We start from the raw sequence: 15,452 nt of genomic DNA, 5'->3' as shown, positions 1-15,452 counted from the left end.
GCTGGCTTGCCGGTTCACTACCGGCGCCATCCGGGTGGAGCCGGACCGGCGGCATGTCACGTTGCCGCGCCTGGGGACGATCCGCACCCACGAGTCCACCCGCAAGCTGCAACGCCGTATCGCAGGCGGCACCGCCCGCATCCTGTCCGCCACGGTCCGCTTCGAGCGGGGCCGGTGGTTCGTCTCCTTCCAGGTCGAGATCCAGCGCGCCACCAACCGGACTCCGGCACGTCCGGATGTGGCGGCGGGTGTGGACCTGGGCGTGAAATGCCTCGCGGTGATCGCCGAGAGCCAGGGCAGAGTGCGGTTCGTGCCGAACCCGGCGCACTACGACGGCGCGGTCAAGCAACTCAAACGGCTGTCCCGGCGGGTCTCCCGCCGTCAGGGGCCGGACCGGCGCACCAGGCAGAAGCCGTCCAGGCGGTGGCTCGCCGCGAACACCGAACGCAACCGCGTGCACCATCGGGTGGCGAATCTCCGCGCCGACGCCCTACACAAACTCACCACCGACATCACCGCCGAGTACGGCACCGTCGTGGTCGAAGACCTCAACGTGGCCGGCATGCTCCGCAACCGACGCCTCGCCCGCAAGATCGCCGACGCCGGCTTCGGGGAGATCCGCCGGCAGGTGGACCCTGCTGGTTAATTGATGTTTATGCAGCCAGGGCCAGGTCCAGGCGGGCGAGGTGGCTGGTTCTGGTGCGGTCGAGGGGTGCGTCGTTGAACCAGGCATCCAGGCGGATGAGGTTGAGCGCGGCGGCGCTGGCCACGTGTTGCAGGTGGGTTTTCGGTAGGCCGCGGTAGCGGGCGTGGCGGGTGTCGGTGACCGCGACGGCTTGCCACCCTGCCTCAATTAACCAGCAGGGTCCAGGTGGAGTACAAAACCGCATGGAACGGCGGCCGGCGGATAGTAGCCAACCGCTGGTATCCCTCCAGCAAAACCTGCTCGGCCTGCAGCACGGTGAAAGCCAAGCTGCCGCTGCACGTCCGAGTGTTCACCTGCGATGCCTGCGACCTGGTTATCGACCGGGACGAGAACGCAGCCCGCAACCTCGCCGCCCTCGCGACGGCAGCAACAACGGGTACCGGAGTGGCCGGAGACCCGGGCGTGCAAGCGCCGAAACCGCGTGGAGCCGACCACAAGACCCGCACCACCACCCGCAGCCGCAACGCCGCGGGTGGGCGGGCAGGTGGCGAAACCCTGCCCCACCAACGGCAGCAGGAAACGCGAGACCGTCATCAGGACACCGAAGCGCAACCCGCGCTCCGGTGACACCGTTACGGACCTTCCCAGCCGAAAGACTGGGATTGCTGACATCCGACTACGGAATCAGCAACGGTTCGTCGACCGGTCGGACGCCGCCCGGTGGCCCGCCCCGTACTGGGACATCGACACGGGGATGGCGTCGCTGCTGATGCTGCTGACCGCGGTCGACGCCGGACTGGGCGCGTGTTTCCTCGGCATGCCGGTGGACCGGATCGACGCGTTCCGTGCGGCGTTCGGCGTGCCGCCGCAGTTCACCCCGATCGGAGCGATCTCGATCGGCTACAGCGACGAGCCGCCCCGCGACCTCCGCAACCGGCGTCGCCCGGTTGACAAGGTCGTGCAACCGGGGCCGGTGGAGCTGGCCGGTTGAGTGGTCGCGGTGGCGGAGTGCGGGCGTGCCGAACATCCCGCACTCGTCGCTGTTCACACGTCCAGGGTGAGCCGTACCGCAACCACCTCGCCCACCTCGAGCTCTTCGGCCTTCCGCACCGACGCCTTCACCGGCACGATGTACCGCCCGTCCTTCGGAAAGAGCGACGTCCGCCATCCGGTGCCCCCGATCCGGGCCGCAACCGGAATCATGCCCCAGCCGTAGGTCACCGCCGCGGAAGCCGCTTCCAGCGCACCGCACTGCTCGTCCGGGACGGTGACGAAGTGGAACGGCGCGGGTCCCCGCCAGAACCACAGCTCGCCGCTGAACTCCAGGTCCATCCGGTCAGCATAGGAGTCGGTCAGCGGCCGGCGGCGTACGCGTGAGCCGCACCGCGACCGCGACGGTCCAGGCCATCAGGGGAAACACGGCCACCCGTTCCATGCCGCCGACGCCGAAGCCAAGGTCGACCTGGGCCAGGAACAGGGCCGTGCCGGCCAGGCCGGTCAGGCCCAGCGCGAGACTGTCCTCGCGCATCGCGCCCAGCACCGGCGACCGCCGGGCCAGCGACGCCACCAGCATGCCGACGTTGCCCAGTACGAAGATCAGCAGTGCCGCCAGGAAGTGGTTGTTCTCGTGCACGTCCGCCGGATACGCCCCGGCCAGGACGTATCCGCTCGCACCGGCGAGCGTCAGCACCTGCGCCGCCCGGGTGGCGAGCCCACGGCCGAGCGCCGACCAGGTGAGCAGCACCCCGAGCGCGAGCAGCAGGCCGGTGACGATCATGGCCCCGTTCATCGCCGCATGCCATGGCGAGCAGACCTCGCGCGGGCGGGTGCTGTCCCACACCCCGCAGGTCACATTGCCCAGGTCGCTAATGTTGTGGGTGGCCCAGCTGAAGCGCGGCTGCCGCCACGCCAGCCCGGTGATCACGTTCGCGGCCAGGAACAGCGGTGTGGCCAGCAGCCAGTTGTACGAGCCCAGGCGATGGATACGCATGGGCCAAGTCCAACGCCCCCGCGGTGGCGCCGCACTGGGCCCAGTGCGTCAATATCAGGTAGGGCTGGGCATACCCGAAGAGTGGATTCAGCCGGCTGGGCCCGCCGGTTACGCCTGGCTAGTGTCTTTCGCATGACCTTGGACGGACCACTGCACCTGGCGGCGGCACTTCGCCGACGCGGCTATCTGATCTCCGCATGGCCCTGGCGCGCACTGGCGTACGCCGTCACCACTGTGCCGGTCGCCGGCGTGCTGGCGGTCGGGCTGCTCGTCGTCGGGGCACCGTTGCTGGCGGTGGTCAACGCGGCACGGCAGGGCCGCCCCGTCGAGCTGCCCATCGTCCTGTTCCTGACCGTCGCCGGCCTCGTCGTGCTGGCGCTCGCCCCGATCGTGAGCATCCCGGTGACCATGCTCGAACGGTGGCGGCTCGGCATCGTCGACCCGCGCCCACTGCCCGCGCACAGCTTCCGGGGCCTGGCGGCGCGCTACACCAGCGCCACGGCCTGGCGGGAGGTCGCCTACGCCTTCTTCCTGGGCGGCGTCGTGCCGATCGCGTACTGGCTGTTCACGCTGCTCGCCCTGCTGGACCTCACGCTGATCGCCAGCCCCTGGCTGGCCGGTGACGCCGACCAGATCGTCGTGGTCTGGAGCACGGTCGACACCGCCCGCCAGGCGATCCCGTACGCCGTCGTAGGCGTCCTCTTCGTCCCGGTGCTGTGGTATCTGGCCGGGCTGCTCGTCGCCGTCCAGACGGCGCTGGCCCGGTGGCTGCTCGGCGGGCCGCCCGACGACCGGGCGGCGCTGCGGGAGGTCACCCGCTCCCGGGCCCGCCTGGTCGACGCGTACGAGGCGGAACGCCGCCGCATCGAGCGCGACGTGCACGACGGCGCGCAGCCGCGGCTGACCAGCCTGACCCTGCAACTGGGGCTGGCCCGGCTCGACGTGCCCGAGGACTCACCCGCCGCCCGGCCGTTGGCCGTCGCGCACGAACAGGCCAAGGACCTGATGGTCACGCTCCGGCAGATCGTGCAGGGCATCCGCCCGCAGAACCTCACCGAGCTCGGCCTGGCCGGCGCCGTCCGGGAACTGGCCGGCGAGGCCACCATCCCCGTCGACGTACACGCCGGCCTCACACAACCGGCGCCGGAACTGGTGGAGACCACCGCCTACTTCGTGGTGTCGGAGTCCCTGGGCAACGTCGCCCGGCACGCCCACGCGACCCGCGCCGAGGTGCGGCTGACCCAGACCGATCGCCACCTCGTCGTGGAGGTCGAGGACGACGGCCGGGGCGGCGCGGACCCGGCCCGGGGCACCGGCCTGACCGGCCTCGCCGACCGGGTCGCCGCGGTCAACGGGCGGTTGCTGCTCGCCAGCCCGACCGGCGGCCCTACCCTCGTCCGGGTGGAGCTGCCGTGCCGCCGATGACCCGGGTCGTGCTCGCCGAGGACGAGGTCCTCCTGCGCGAGGGCCTCGTCGGCCTGCTGACCCGGTTCGACTTCGAGGTGGTCGCCGCCGTCGGGTCGGCGCCGGACCTGCTGGACGCGGTCCGCGCGCACGAGCCGGACCTGCTCGTGACCGACATCCGCATGCCGCCGCACCATCGCGACGACGGCCTGCGGGCGGCCGTCGCCCTCCGTGCGAAGCGGCCGCACCTGGCCGTCGTGGTGCTGAGCCAGTACGTGCAGACCGAGTACGCCTCCGCGCTGCTCGACAGCGGCGACGGCCGGCACGTCGGCTACCTGCTCAAGGACCGGGTGGCCGACGTCGCCGAGTTCGCCGACACCCTGCGCCGAGTCGTCGACGGCGGCACAGCCATCGACCCGGACGTCGTCCGGCAGCTGCTGCACCGCCCCCGCGATCCGCTCGCCGCCCTGTCCGCCCGCGAACGCGAGGTGCTCGCGCGGCTCGCCGAGGGCCATTCCAACGCGGCGATCGCGGCAAAACTCCACGTCACCGAGGCGGCGATCGGCAAGCACGTGGGAAACATCCTGACCAAGCTCGACCTGCCGCCCAGCGACGACACCAACCGGCGGGTGCTGGCGGTCCTCACCTACCTGCGTACCGATCCGTCCCTGCGCGACCGGCGGTGATCGCAGCCCGCTCCGGCGCCCTCGACGGGCGGTGCCGGCTCAGCACCTAACGGCGGGCTGAGCCGGCCGGCGCGGTCAGGAGGTGAACGACCAGGGTCCGAACCGGCTCCAGGCCACCACGGCGGCCAGCACCAGCAGCACCACGTTGACCACGATGCTCTGGGACTCCTTGCGGCGGGCGTGCACGACGATCGCGCCGAGCATGACGAGGACGAGCCCTAGCGCGGCCAGCGGCACCAGCACGGGGGCGATGTCGAGCGCGGCGGGCAGGATCAGCCCGACCGCGGCGAGCACCTCCAGCGCGCCGATGAGTTTGATCGTGCTGGCGCTGGCGTTCTCCGTCCAGCCCATGCCGGAGGCGGCCAGCTTCTCCTTCGACTGGACCAGCTTCATCGCCCCGGCGGCGAGGAACGCGATGGCCAGCAGACTGGCGATGATCCACAGAACGATGTTCACCACGGCCCTCCCGGACCTCTCATGACTTCAAGCGTTGAGCGAACCGTAGAGCGGATCACTTCAAGCTACAAGTGATAGGTGGCCTGGATCACTTCAGGCGTGAAGTTATGCTGGAGGTATGGAGACGCCGCAGGAGCCGCGCTGGCTGGACGCCGAGGAGAGGCAGACCTGGCTCGCCCTGGTCAGCGTGCTGATCAGGCTGCCGTCGTCGCTGGACGCCCAGTTGCAGCGAGATGCCGGGATCAGCCACTTCGAATACCAGGTGCTGGCCGGGCTGTCCGAAGCGCCCGACCGCACACTGCGCATGAGCGAGCTGGCCGTGCTGGCCGAAGGGTCCCTCTCACGCCTGTCACAGGTGGTCGGCCGGCTCGAGAAGCGCGGCTGGGTACGGCGTATCCCGGATCCCACCGACGGCCGCTACACCCTGGCGATCCTCACCGAGCAGGGCTGGGCCAAGGTCGTCGAGACCGCGCCCGGTCATGTCGACGCGGTACGCACCCTCGTCTTCGACCCGCTCACCAAAGCGCAGCAGCGACAGCTGCGCGACATCGGCCGCCGCATCATGCGTGTCGTCGACCCGGACGGCAACTGCCCCGGCTGACCACCCCCACACCCGCACGAGAGGCGCCGACATGACCTCCATCCTCAACCCGGCCGTGCCCGCCGGTGCGTACGACCAGTTCCTCACCGACGCCCTCCCCCGCGCCCGGGCCCAACGGGAGTGGACCCCCGCGGACGGGCCGCTGCCCGCCCTCTACCTCAGCCACGGCGCGCCGCCGCTGTTCGACGACGGACCCTGGATCCGGCAGCTGTTCGACTGGGCCCAGTCGCTGCCGAAGCCCCGCAGCATCCTGATCATCTCGGCGCACTGGGAGAGCGCCCCGCTGAGCCTGTCCGCGTCAGCCGCGCACACCCCGCTGGTCTACGACTTTGGCGGCTTCCACCCGCGCTACTACACGCTGCGCTACGACACACCCGACGCCGGCTCCCTCGCCAAGCGGGTGGCCGGGGCCATGCCGGCCGGCGAACCACTCCACCAGCACCCCAGCCGCGGCCTCGACCACGGGGCCTGGGTGCCGCTGATGGCCATGTACCCGCTGGCCGACGTCCCGGTGCTCCAGCTCAGCATGCCGACCCAGAACCCGGCCCGCCTGCTCCAGTTGGGTGCCCGCCTACGCCCGCTGCGCGAGGAAGGTGTCCTCGTCATCGGCTCCGGCTTCATGACACACGGCCTGCCGTTCGTCACCCGGGAGATGTTCACCCGGGGCGCCGTCCCCGCCTGGTCGTCCGACTTCGACGCCTGGGCCGCCGACGCCCTCGCCCGCGGCGACCTCGACGAACTCGCCGCCTACCAGACCCGCACCCCCGGCATGCCCTACGCGCATCCCACCGCCGACCACTACATCCCGCTGTTCATCACCCTCGGGGCTGCCGACCAACCCGACCGACCGGTCCTCACCGCCATCGACGGCTACATGATGGGCTTCTCCAAGCGCTCCTTCCAGACCGTCGGGTAGCACCCCAGCCCGTTGACGCCCGGGTCAGCACGGCGACCGTGACTCCTCAGCACTGGGTAACTCACGCCAGTTCGGTCCAGGGGTGGTTCAGGTGTGCGGTGGCCAGCACGGCGCGGCTGGCGCGCGCCTCGTCGAGGAGCCGCTGACGGGTCCGACGAGCGACGTCGAGGTCCGCCTCGTACCGGTAGGCCACCGCGGGGTCGACGATTTGGACGGCGTGGACCAGCACATCGCCGGTCACGATCACCTGCTTGCCGCCGGCGTCGACGACGACCGACTGGTGACCCGGAGTGTGTCCCGGGGTGGGTACGACGCGGATCGACCCGCCAGCCCGGCCAGGGGCAGACGCGAGTCGGGTGGCACCGCCCACCTCGTCCAGTTGGCCGGTCGTGCGCAGCGGATCGACGACGTATGACCGGGCGGCATCGCCGTCCGGCAGGGCAGCCACCTCACGCTGTTGCACGACGTACCGGGCGTTGGGGAACATCGGCGTCCCGTCCAGCCCGACGGACCAGCCGAAGTGGTCCTCGTGCAGGTGGGTCAGCACCACCGTGTCGACCTCCGCCGGGTCGATGCCGGCGCGCTCGAGCTCCGACGGAAGCCGGCCCGGTGTCGGCGCCCAGGCCGCTGCGGGACTGCCGTCGGGTCCCACTCCGGTGTCGACCAGCATCAGCCGGCCTCGCGGCCCGCGGATCGCGAAGCAGCGGAAGTCGAGCTGCCAGGATTCCCCGGGGCCGAACGCGGCCGGGTCGACGGCCCGGGCGAGGTCCCAGTCGTGGGGCGTCGCGTCGGGAAACGCGACCTGCCGGTCGAGGAAGAAGGGCCCGGCCGCGTCCAGCAGCGGGATCACCTCGAACGCACCGACCGACCGGGACGCCCCGGTCCCTCGCCCCGTCCTGCTGGCCGGGGCCGCGCTCGCCAGCTCGGCCACGCCCGTGGAGCCGGCGACCGTCACGGCCGTGGCGGCGAGCAGGAAGGTCCTTCGCCCGAACTGGGGGGAAGTCTCACTCACAGCAGTTGCCTCTCGTGTGGGCCGGGGCCCTCGACCCGCCCGGCGTCAGGGACGAACGCTAGGACCGGGATCGACCTGCCCGTAACAGCCTGGCCGGCGGCTGACCTGATCCTGTCGATACCTGACCGGACATCGCCGCCGCACCCACCCGCCGGGTTTCTAGGATGTGCCTCGATCCGCCTACAGCCGGTCGGGCGGAGGTGGTGTGAGTGGTGGGAGGCCGCCGATGCCGCTCGACGGACCCGGGGTGGCCCTGTTGGCCTACACCGGCGCGGGCAGCTTCGACTACGTGACTGTCAACGAGATCTTCGGCGTGGACTACTCCGGCCGGTTCGGATCGTGGTATCGGACCAGGACGTGCGGCGTGGCACCGGGCCCGGTCGAGCTCGACGGCGGGGTCACCGTCCAGGCCCCGTACGGACTCGACGAGGCGGAACGGGCCGACCTGCTGATCGTTCCCGGCTGGACGAAAGAACACGAGGTCCCACCGCAGGCGTTGCTGACGACCCTGCACCGCGCGTACCGGCGGGGCGCGCGCATCATGTCGATCTGCACCGGCGCGTTCGTGCTCGGCTACGCCGGTCTCCTCGATCAGCGGCGGGCCACCACGCACTGGGCGATGGCCCCGCTGCTCGCCTCGCTCTTCCCGTCCGCCACCGTGGACCCGCGCGCCCTGTTCGTCGACGATCGCCGGATCCTCACCGCCGCGCGCATGTCGGCGGGAATGGACCTCGCGCTGCACGTCGTACGCGGAGATTTCGGCGCGGATGCCGCCGCCACCCTGGCTCAGCGGCTAGTGCTGGCCGGTTACCGCAGCGGCGGCCAGTCCCAGTTCGTCGACTCGCCGCTGAGCCCCGACCCTGGCGATCCGCTGCCGGACCTGCTCGACTGGATGCGCCGGCATCTGGACCAGCGGTGGTCGCTGCGCGGCCTGGGCGCGCAGGTGCACATGAGCCCGCGCACGCTGACCCGGCGCTTTCAACGGCTCACGGGAATGAGCCCGCACCAGTGGCTCATGCGGGAGCGGATCCTCGCCGCGCAGCGGATGCTCGAGGCCAGCGACGAGTCGGTCGAGCAGATCGCCGCACGCACCGGCATCGGCTCGGCGGGCAACCTGCGGTACAGCTTCCGCCGGGAACTCGGGGTGCCGCCCCAGGTGTACCGCACGACGTTTCGCTCCCGCCGCACCGCCGGCCGACCGGACGATTAACCACGCCGGACCGAGGCCAATGCCCGGCCGGAGGTGCCTGACGGTTCACCACAGAAGCGGAACTGGAGCCGGCCACATGCCGACTAGGGAATGAGCCCGCGGCGGCGGCCTTCGGCGACCGCGGCGGTGCGGTTGTCGACATTGAGCTTGCTGAACACTTGGACGAGGTGGGACTTGACGGTGGCCTCGGTGATGAACGTGGCCCGGGCGATGGCGTGGTTGCTGTAGCCCTCGGCGACCATCTGCAGGATCTCGAGCTCGCGTGCGGTCAGCGCCCGCCCGGGAGCGCGTACCCGGGTGATCAGGCGGGTGGCGATGGCGGGGGCGAGCACGGTCTCGCCCGCGGCGGCGGAGCGGATGGCGGTCAGCAGGTCGTCAGGTTCGGTGTCCTTGAGCAGGTATCCGGTGGCGCCGGCGGTGATGGCGGGCAGGATGTCGGCGTCACTGTCGTAGGTGGTCAGGACCAGCACCCGTGGTGGTCGGGGGTGGGCCAGGATCCGCCGGGTGACTTCCGCGCCGTTGATGCCTGGCCCCAGGTGCAGGTCCATGAGGACTACGTCAGGAGCGCTGGCTTCGACCTGTGCGATCGCGTCGACGCCGGTGGCGGCCTCCCCGACGACCGTGATGCCCGGATCGGCATCCAGCGCCGCCCGCAGCCCGCGTCGGACGATGGGGTGATCGTCGACGATGAAGACGCGGATCGGTTCGGCAGGACGGGGCGCGCGGGTCACGAGTGGTCCCCTTCGGTAGGGATGGCAGCGCTGATCGCGGTGCCCTGTCCGGGAGCGGATTCGACGACGAGCGTGCCACCGACGGAGGCGAGTCGGCGGCGCATGGTGGCCAGGCCCAGACCGGTGCCGGTCGTGGGGCTGAACGGCTGGTCGGGGTCGAACCCCCGCCCGTTGTCGACGACGTCGAGGCTGACCGCCCCGGGCAGGAAGGTCAGGGTGAGGTCCACCCGGGAGGCCGCGGCGTGCGCGCGGACGTTGGCGGTGGCCTCCTGTCCGACCCGGAGCAGGGCGACCTCCACCAGGGTGGGCAGTGCGTAGGGAAGGCCGTCGACGGTGATCCGGGCGTCGAGGCCGAGGCGGCGGCTGTCGTCGACCAGGTGGCCGAGCGCCTCGGTGAGCGGGCGGCCGGCCAGCGGGGCGGGGGTGAGGGCGCGGAGGAGGCGCCGCGTGTCCTCCAACGCCGACTGCGCGGCCTCGACGGCGGCGTCCAGTTGGCGGTGGGCGGCCGCCGGAGCGTCCAGCCAGCGACCGGCGGCCGACTTCACCAGCAGGACGATCGTGGACAGGCTCTGGGCGACGGTGTCGTGGATCTCGCCGGCGAGCCGTTCGCGCTCGGCGAGCATGCCGGCGTGGCGCTGTGCGGCGGCGAGCTGGCCCTGCGCGGCGGTGAGGTCGGCCAGCAGCCGCGCGGTCAGCTCGTTCTGCTGTCGGAGATCCCGGTAGACGGTCATGATCACGACGGCCACACCAGCGCCGATGACCGGGCCGAGCACCGCCGGAAGACTCAGCCTGCCCTGATGTGCCGAGAACGCGGCGACCGCCACCGCCGCCAACCCCGCGACGACCAACGGCCCGAGCACCCGCGGGAGTAGCTGCATGGCCAGCAGGAACAGGGCGAACGCCAGCCACACGAAGTCCACCGACAACGCGGCCAGCCCGATCCAGCCGGCGGCGAGCCCGGCGAACCACAGCCCGGCTACCACCGGGCGGCGAGCGCGCCGGGCGAGTACGACGCCCAGCAGGTACCACAGGGCCACCAGCGCCACCGCGGTGATCAGCACGCCGACCGGTGGACGGCCGGACCCTGCGGCGCGCACGGCGCCAACCAGCAGCAGTGCGACGAACAGGACGTGCTCGGCCCGACGGAGCAGGGTCAGCGTGACCGCCGCGACACGCGGCTGCTGGTGATCCATGGCCCTGTCGACGGTAACGGCCGGCGCCCGGCCCGACCCCCAACTTTTGATGGGTTCACCCATGCCTCTTTCGTCGCCGCACGTCCAAGCCCCGGTCCGATGGCATCGTCGGTGCTGGCGGGAAGGCTCGTGGCATGTTCATCGCAGTACGTGACCTTCGATTCGCCCGGGGCCGGTTCGCCCTGTTGGGCACCGTCATCGCGTTGATGACGTTGATGGTGGTTCTGCTGACCGGGCTCACCGCGGGACTGGGGGCGGCCAGCGTGTCGGCGGTGGCGGCACTCCCCGTCGACCACGTCTCGTTCCAGCAGCCGACCGACAGCCAACAGGTGTCCTTCGCCACCAGCACCCTACCGGCGGACTCGGCAGCCACCGTGGCGGCGCAGCCAGGGGTCACCGCCGCATGGCCACTCGGTGTGTCGACCACCCGCCTCCAAGCCGACGGCGGGGCCACGACGGTGACCCTGATCGGCGGCGCTCCCGAGTTGTACCCGGCAGTGCGGCAGGGCCGGGCACCGAGCGGCGCCGAGGTGGCCCTCACCGCCGATCTGGCCGAGGCGCAGTCGTTGTCGGTCGGCGACCTCGTCGCCGTCGGCGGGCAGCGGGTCATGGTGGCCGCGGTCGTGGCCACCACCTCGTTCAACCATCTGCCCGTCGTGTACGCCCCGATCAGCACCTGGCAGGACCTGGCCCGGACGGACAGCATCACCGCCGTCGCCTCGACCGGCGGCGATGCGGCTGGCGCCGCCGGCGTCACGACCGTCAGCCGCGACGAGGCGTTCACCGCGGTCGGCGGCTATGCCTCCGAGCAGGGCTCGCTCAACCTGATGCGGGGCCTGCTGCTGGCGGTCTCCGCCCTGGTTGTCGGCGCCTTCTTCACCGTCTGGACCATGCAACGCGGCCCCGACCTGGCGGTGGTCCGCGCGCTCGGCGGTAGCCGCGGCTACCTGCTGCGCGACGCCCTCGCCCAGGCCGGGATCGTCCTGCTGGTGGGTGCCGCCGTCGGTGCCGGCGCCGCCACCGGCCTGGGTGTGGTGGCCGCCCGGGTGGTGCCGTTCGTCCTGGACGCCACCACGATCGCCGTCCCGCTCGCGGCGATGGTCGCCGTGGGCGCGCTCGGCGCCGCCTTCTCCGTCCGCCGGGTCAGCACCGTCGACCCGCTCACCGCCCTGGGGGCAGCCCGATGACTCTCACCCTGACCGATGTCCGCCTCACCTACCCCGACGGGGACCGCCGCCTGATCGCACTCGACGCGGTCGACCTGCGGATCGCCGCGGGTGAACTGGTGGCGGTGACCGGACCGTCCGGATCCGGCAAGTCCAGCCTGCTGGCGGTCGCCGGCGCGCTGACCAACCCGGAATCCGGCACGGTACGGATCGAGGACATCGACGTCACCTCGCTCGATCAGCAGGGCCGCGACCGGCTCCGGCGCGAACGCATCGGCTTCGTCTTCCAGCAGGCCAACCTGCTGGCCTCGCTCACCGCCCTCGACCAGCTCCTGCTCGTCGCGCACCTGTCCGGCGGATCCCGACGCTCGGCCGAGGCCCGCGCCCGTGCGTTGCTCGACCGGGTAGGTCTCGGCGGCAAGGCGCACAAGCGCCCACACCAGCTGTCCGGCGGGGAACGTCAGCGCGTCGGGTTCGCCCGCGCGTTGATGGGCAGCCCCGCCCTGCTGCTGGTCGACGAACCCACCTCCGCGCTCGATCACGACCGCGGCGCGGTCGTGGTGCGGCTGCTGCGCGACATCACCCACGAGCAGCAGGTGGCCACCGTCCTGGTCACCCACGACCTGCAGTACCTGCACCTGGCCGACCGGACCGTGGCGATGCGGGACGGTCGGGTGTGCTCGCCGGCTGAAGTCAGTCCGCACTCGCCCGCCGCCGTCCCGGGCCGCTGAAGTCAGCCGTAACCGGATCCTTTTCCAGCTCAGGCCGACGCGCGGCGCGCCAACCACAGGCGGTGGGCGAACAGGGCGACGTAGCCGGCGAGGACCGCGCCGAGCACGGCCAGTGCGCCGGTGTCGGCGGACCGCCGCGCCGCGTCCAGGATCACGCCGAGCATCGCCGCCGCAACGATCAGGGACACGTGGTTGGAGGCCCAGAAGACCACCGGCGTCATCCGCCTGGCGTCGAGGTCGCGCATCGCGCCACGGCGCAACTGCCGGACGAGCCAGACCGACAGTGGCGCGGTGGCGGCCATGACGGCCCAGACCAGCCACGGCACCCAACCGAGTAGCGCGAAGGCGGTGAGCATCGCGTACGCGATGGGCTGCGCGGCGACGATCAGGCGCACCGCCGGCTGGTAGCCGACGATGACCGGCAGGGTGCGCTTGCCGACCGCGGCGTCCGATCGGCGGTCACCCAGGTTCATCACCATCATTCGCGCCACCTGCAGCATCGCCGTGGGTGCCAGCACGGCCACCAGCAGCATCGGTACGGTGCCGGTCTGGAGCACCACGGCGACCGCGGGCCAGAGTCCGTTGAGGATCGCGGCGACCGTCAGCTCGCCGGCGCCTCGATAGTTCAGCCGCACCGGCGGTGCGGTGTAGAACCAGGCCAGCACCACGGCGGCGGTGGCGAGCAAGCGTGCCGGCCAGGACGGCATGACCGCCACCATCAGGGTGGCCACGCTGAACAGTACGAACGCGGCGCCGAGCGACACCACGGGCGCGACCGACCCGTCCACCAATGCCCGGCTGCCGCCGGTCCACGGGGTGAAGTAGACGTTCGCGCGGTCGGCCTCGAGGTCGAAGTACTCGTTGCAGTAGTGGGTCATCACGTGGACGGTCCACGCGAACAGTTGGGCGACCGCGTACCAGGTCACGTCGAGCGGGTGGCCCTGGTGCACCGAGACCGCCACGGCGAGGCCCACCGGCAGGAGGTTGTAGAGCAGGAAGCGGAGCCGGGCGAGTCGGAGGAAGCCCTTCCAGCTGGTCCGGTCCGGCCGGCGGTCAGGGCCGGTGACAGCGTGGTGATTGTCCGGCAGCAGGCTCGGCTCCAGCATCGCACCCATCGACATGCGCCTCCCCGTAGTCAGTCCGCTACTGAACCGTACGGGGCGGGTGTCGGGAAGGGACAGGGTGTGTCAGGAAGGTAACTGCCTCCTACGTGCACGGGCTGCGCGCCCACTCCCCCACAGCCAGGCCAGGGCGCCTTGCCCCGGCGACCCGACGGTGCGGGCGGGTGCCCCGCACCGTCGGGTCGGCTAGCGCCTGCGCCGGTCCGGCCTCTCGCGGAGCCGGCACGGTCGCCCAGGCGACGGCCGCGGCTGCGGAGCGACGGTCAGCAGTATCCGTTGACGGCGCCGCTGCTGCCGGTCCAGAGGTAGGCGTCGGTCACCCAGGTGCCGTCGGTGAGCTTGTTCCACAGCGAGGTGGTGCCCCAGCGGCCGGTGTGCGTGGTGCCGTTCGCCGAGCAGGCGATGCTCACCGTCGCGCCGTCGCCGACCGATCCGGCGATCGCGTAGCCGGTGCCAGGTCCGGTGCGCTTGTTGACCGAACCGCCTCCGTTGGCGTCCACCACACCCTGGGTGAAGCCGAGCGCGCCGTAGTTGTAGAGCGCCCCGCCGACGTTCACCTGGGCCGAGCCGTGCAGCGCGTACCCCTGGTAGGTGGCGCCGCCTGGGATGATCACCCACTTGCCGAGGTTGTGGCCGTGCATCGGCACGTAGGCGTTGTTCTGCCGCAGCGCGAAGTGCACGTGCCGGCCGCTCGCGGCGCCACCGCAGGTCACGTCCGTGCCGGTGTCACCGAGGTAGGCTCCCTCGCCGACTCCCGCGCCGTTGACGTTGATGCTGTTCCACAGGTGGTAGTAGTCGGTGGCGTAGCCGCGGTCGTGGATCACCCGTATCCAGCCCCGGCACATGGTGTACGCGGTTCCGCCGCGGGCCGCCAGCACGCGCTGGTCGCCGCCGGCCAGGTCGATCGCGCTCCACGGGCTCTCGCTGCCGCCCCAACCGTGGGGTCCACCGGTCAGGTACCAGGACTGGCCGACTCCGTACGGCAGTCGCATGCCGGTCCGGTAGTCGCCACCGGCGTACATCGGCGTCACCGCGGTGAACACCTGCTTCTCGCGATCGGAGACCACCGCCGCGGGCGCCGCCGCGGCCAGGTCGGCGAAGGCCGGCTCGCCGTCGAACGCGATCTGCCAGCCGCGGTCCTGCGCCCGGGCCACGAACAGCCACCCGGCCGGGTAGGCGCCCTCCTGCTTCGGCGCGACGACGACGGCGGTGCCGAAGGCCCAGCGCTGGCCGGCTCGCCGGGTGATGTTCACCCGGGTGTCGGACGCGTCGGCGGCACGCAGCGCCGGCTCCGCCTTCAGGCTGGCCTGCTGGAGCAGCTTCGCGGTGACGGCGGTGGTCACCTCGGTCGACGGTGCCGCCTGGGCGGCGGTGGGACTGGTGGTGAGAATGCTCGCGCCGAGCAGTGACGCGGCGGCGACACCGAGCGCGATCCGGAGACGGGGCATGGGTCCTCCTTCACCAAGGGGTGGGAGGGAGGCTAGCCATTCTATCGACGTCTGTCTACGCCTGTGGTCAACTCGGACCCGGCCCGCCCGGTGGTCGGCTCACCCGTTGGGGCCGACATCCGGCCGGCTCGGTCGAGCCGC

17 protein-coding genes and 1 pseudogene are annotated in these 15,452 nt (G+C 71.6%); 10 read left to right on the top strand and 8 right to left on the bottom strand.

Features of this window, described 5'->3' with window-relative positions; translation table 11 throughout:
• The 3 genes and pseudogenes from A6A27_RS26100 to A6A27_RS46245 form a co-directional block, all read left to right on the top strand.
• Positions 1 to 646, top strand: a 646-nt coding sequence (locus tag A6A27_RS26100) for an RNA-guided endonuclease TnpB family protein (RefSeq protein WP_198940454.1), incomplete at its 5' end; no start/stop codon positions are given.
• Between the two features lie 225 nt (positions 647 to 871).
• On the top strand, positions 872 to 1,273 hold the full coding sequence (locus tag A6A27_RS46250; protein WP_241825467.1) for a transposase: 402 nt from the start codon (positions 872 to 874) through the stop codon (positions 1,271 to 1,273).
• A gap of 67 nt (positions 1,274 to 1,340) precedes the next feature.
• Positions 1,341 to 1,626: pseudogene (locus tag A6A27_RS46245) on the top strand (nitroreductase family protein); the annotation flags it as partial.
• A gap of 64 nt (positions 1,627 to 1,690) precedes the next feature.
• Here the strand turns inward: A6A27_RS46245 and A6A27_RS26080 are convergent.
• A complete protein-coding gene (locus A6A27_RS26080) occupies positions 1,691 to 1,978 on the bottom strand; it encodes a DUF1905 domain-containing protein (protein WP_073837292.1) in 288 nt (95 codons plus the stop codon).
• Between the two features lie 4 nt (positions 1,979 to 1,982).
• Positions 1,983 to 2,636 (bottom strand): DUF998 domain-containing protein, encoded by a 654-nt coding sequence (locus A6A27_RS26075; protein ID WP_073837291.1) that lies wholly within the window; start codon positions 2,634 to 2,636, stop codon positions 1,983 to 1,985.
• 132 nt (positions 2,637 to 2,768) lie between these two features.
• On the opposite strand from A6A27_RS26075, the gene A6A27_RS26070 reads away from it, so the two are divergent.
• Positions 2,769 to 4,061, top strand: coding sequence for a sensor histidine kinase (locus tag A6A27_RS26070; protein WP_073837290.1), 1,293 nt, complete (start codon positions 2,769 to 2,771; stop codon positions 4,059 to 4,061).
• A complete protein-coding gene (locus A6A27_RS26065) occupies positions 4,058 to 4,726 on the top strand; it encodes a response regulator transcription factor (RefSeq protein WP_443190002.1) in 669 nt (222 codons plus the stop codon). Before A6A27_RS26070 ends, A6A27_RS26065 begins: the two co-directional genes overlap by 4 nt.
• A gap of 75 nt (positions 4,727 to 4,801) precedes the next feature.
• On the opposite strand, the gene A6A27_RS26060 is transcribed toward A6A27_RS26065, so the two are convergent.
• Positions 4,802 to 5,182, bottom strand: coding sequence for a DoxX family protein (locus A6A27_RS26060; protein ID WP_073837302.1), 381 nt, complete (start codon positions 5,180 to 5,182; stop codon positions 4,802 to 4,804).
• Between the two features lie 118 nt (positions 5,183 to 5,300).
• Between A6A27_RS26060 and A6A27_RS26055 the strand changes: the two genes are divergently transcribed.
• Both A6A27_RS26055 and A6A27_RS26050 read left to right on the top strand, forming a co-directional pair.
• Positions 5,301 to 5,783: a MarR family winged helix-turn-helix transcriptional regulator gene (locus A6A27_RS26055; RefSeq protein ID WP_073837288.1), complete on the top strand. Its 483-nt coding sequence runs from the start codon at positions 5,301 to 5,303 to the stop codon at positions 5,781 to 5,783.
• Between the two features lie 31 nt (positions 5,784 to 5,814).
• Positions 5,815 to 6,699: a dioxygenase family protein gene (locus tag A6A27_RS26050; protein ID WP_073837287.1), complete on the top strand. Its 885-nt coding sequence runs from the start codon at positions 5,815 to 5,817 to the stop codon at positions 6,697 to 6,699.
• Between the two features lie 61 nt (positions 6,700 to 6,760).
• Here A6A27_RS26050 and A6A27_RS26045 read toward each other — a convergent pair whose 3' ends face one another.
• Positions 6,761 to 7,711, bottom strand: a complete 951-nt coding sequence (locus A6A27_RS26045; RefSeq protein WP_241825466.1) for an MBL fold metallo-hydrolase — start codon at positions 7,709 to 7,711, stop codon at positions 6,761 to 6,763.
• Between the two features lie 226 nt (positions 7,712 to 7,937).
• Between A6A27_RS26045 and A6A27_RS26040 the strand changes: the two genes are divergently transcribed.
• Positions 7,938 to 8,921, top strand: coding sequence for a helix-turn-helix domain-containing protein (locus tag A6A27_RS26040; protein WP_073837286.1), 984 nt, complete (start codon positions 7,938 to 7,940; stop codon positions 8,919 to 8,921).
• Between the two features lie 83 nt (positions 8,922 to 9,004).
• Here A6A27_RS26040 and A6A27_RS26035 read toward each other — a convergent pair whose 3' ends face one another.
• On the bottom strand, positions 9,005 to 9,652 hold the full coding sequence (locus A6A27_RS26035; protein WP_073837285.1) for a response regulator: 648 nt from the start codon (positions 9,650 to 9,652) through the stop codon (positions 9,005 to 9,007).
• The gene (locus A6A27_RS26030; RefSeq protein WP_073837284.1) at positions 9,649 to 10,845 is read right to left on the bottom strand and encodes a sensor histidine kinase; all 1,197 of its coding nucleotides are present in this window, start codon (positions 10,843 to 10,845) and stop codon (positions 9,649 to 9,651) included. Before A6A27_RS26030 ends, A6A27_RS26035 begins: the two co-directional genes overlap by 4 nt.
• 134 nt (positions 10,846 to 10,979) lie before the next feature.
• On the opposite strand from A6A27_RS26030, the gene A6A27_RS26025 reads away from it, so the two are divergent.
• Complete coding sequence (locus A6A27_RS26025) at positions 10,980 to 12,032, top strand: FtsX-like permease family protein (RefSeq protein WP_073837283.1); 1,053 nt, start codon at positions 10,980 to 10,982, stop codon at positions 12,030 to 12,032.
• Positions 12,029 to 12,742 (top strand): ABC transporter ATP-binding protein, encoded by a 714-nt coding sequence (locus tag A6A27_RS26020; RefSeq protein WP_073837282.1) that lies wholly within the window; start codon positions 12,029 to 12,031, stop codon positions 12,740 to 12,742. Before A6A27_RS26025 ends, A6A27_RS26020 begins: the two co-directional genes overlap by 4 nt.
• A gap of 29 nt (positions 12,743 to 12,771) precedes the next feature.
• On the opposite strand, the gene A6A27_RS26015 is transcribed toward A6A27_RS26020, so the two are convergent.
• Both A6A27_RS26015 and A6A27_RS26010 read right to left on the bottom strand, forming a co-directional pair.
• Entirely contained in the window at positions 12,772 to 13,863 is a 1,092-nt protein-coding gene (locus A6A27_RS26015; RefSeq protein ID WP_083672864.1) for a prenyltransferase, read from the bottom strand.
• Positions 13,864 to 14,126: 263 nt separating this feature from the next.
• Entirely contained in the window at positions 14,127 to 15,311 is a 1,185-nt protein-coding gene (locus A6A27_RS26010; RefSeq protein ID WP_073837281.1) for a peptidoglycan DD-metalloendopeptidase family protein, read from the bottom strand.
• Between the last annotated feature and the right edge of the window lie 141 nt (positions 15,312 to 15,452).

This window comes from Micromonospora sp. CB01531, from assembly GCF_001905095.1.
Lineage (GTDB): Bacteria > Actinomycetota > Actinomycetes > Mycobacteriales > Micromonosporaceae > Micromonospora.
Note: the sequence above shows the minus strand (reverse complement) of the source record. Positions and strands in the feature narration are given on the sequence as shown.

Coding starts and splice junctions, on each gene's coding strand:
- A6A27_RS26050 (WP_073837287.1), top strand. CDS start 5,815: ATGACCTCCATCCTCAACCCGGCCGTGCCCGCCGGTGCGTACGACCAG.
- A6A27_RS26075 (WP_073837291.1), bottom strand. CDS start 2,636: ATGCGTATCCATCGCCTGGGCTCGTACAACTGGCTGCTGGCCACACCG.
- A6A27_RS26080 (WP_073837292.1), bottom strand. CDS start 1,978: ATGGACCTGGAGTTCAGCGGCGAGCTGTGGTTCTGGCGGGGACCCGCG.
- A6A27_RS26020 (WP_073837282.1), top strand. CDS start 12,029: ATGACTCTCACCCTGACCGATGTCCGCCTCACCTACCCCGACGGGGAC.
- A6A27_RS26015 (WP_083672864.1), bottom strand. CDS start 13,863: ATGTCGATGGGTGCGATGCTGGAGCCGAGCCTGCTGCCGGACAATCAC.
- A6A27_RS26025 (WP_073837283.1), top strand. CDS start 10,980: ATGTTCATCGCAGTACGTGACCTTCGATTCGCCCGGGGCCGGTTCGCC.
- A6A27_RS26070 (WP_073837290.1), top strand. CDS start 2,769: ATGACCTTGGACGGACCACTGCACCTGGCGGCGGCACTTCGCCGACGC.
- A6A27_RS26010 (WP_073837281.1), bottom strand. CDS start 15,311: ATGCCCCGTCTCCGGATCGCGCTCGGTGTCGCCGCCGCGTCACTGCTC.
- A6A27_RS26040 (WP_073837286.1), top strand. CDS start 7,938: ATGCCGCTCGACGGACCCGGGGTGGCCCTGTTGGCCTACACCGGCGCG.
- A6A27_RS26030 (WP_073837284.1), bottom strand. CDS start 10,845: ATGGATCACCAGCAGCCGCGTGTCGCGGCGGTCACGCTGACCCTGCTC.
- A6A27_RS26055 (WP_073837288.1), top strand. CDS start 5,301: ATGGAGACGCCGCAGGAGCCGCGCTGGCTGGACGCCGAGGAGAGGCAG.
- A6A27_RS26065 (WP_443190002.1), top strand. CDS start 4,058: ATGACCCGGGTCGTGCTCGCCGAGGACGAGGTCCTCCTGCGCGAGGGC.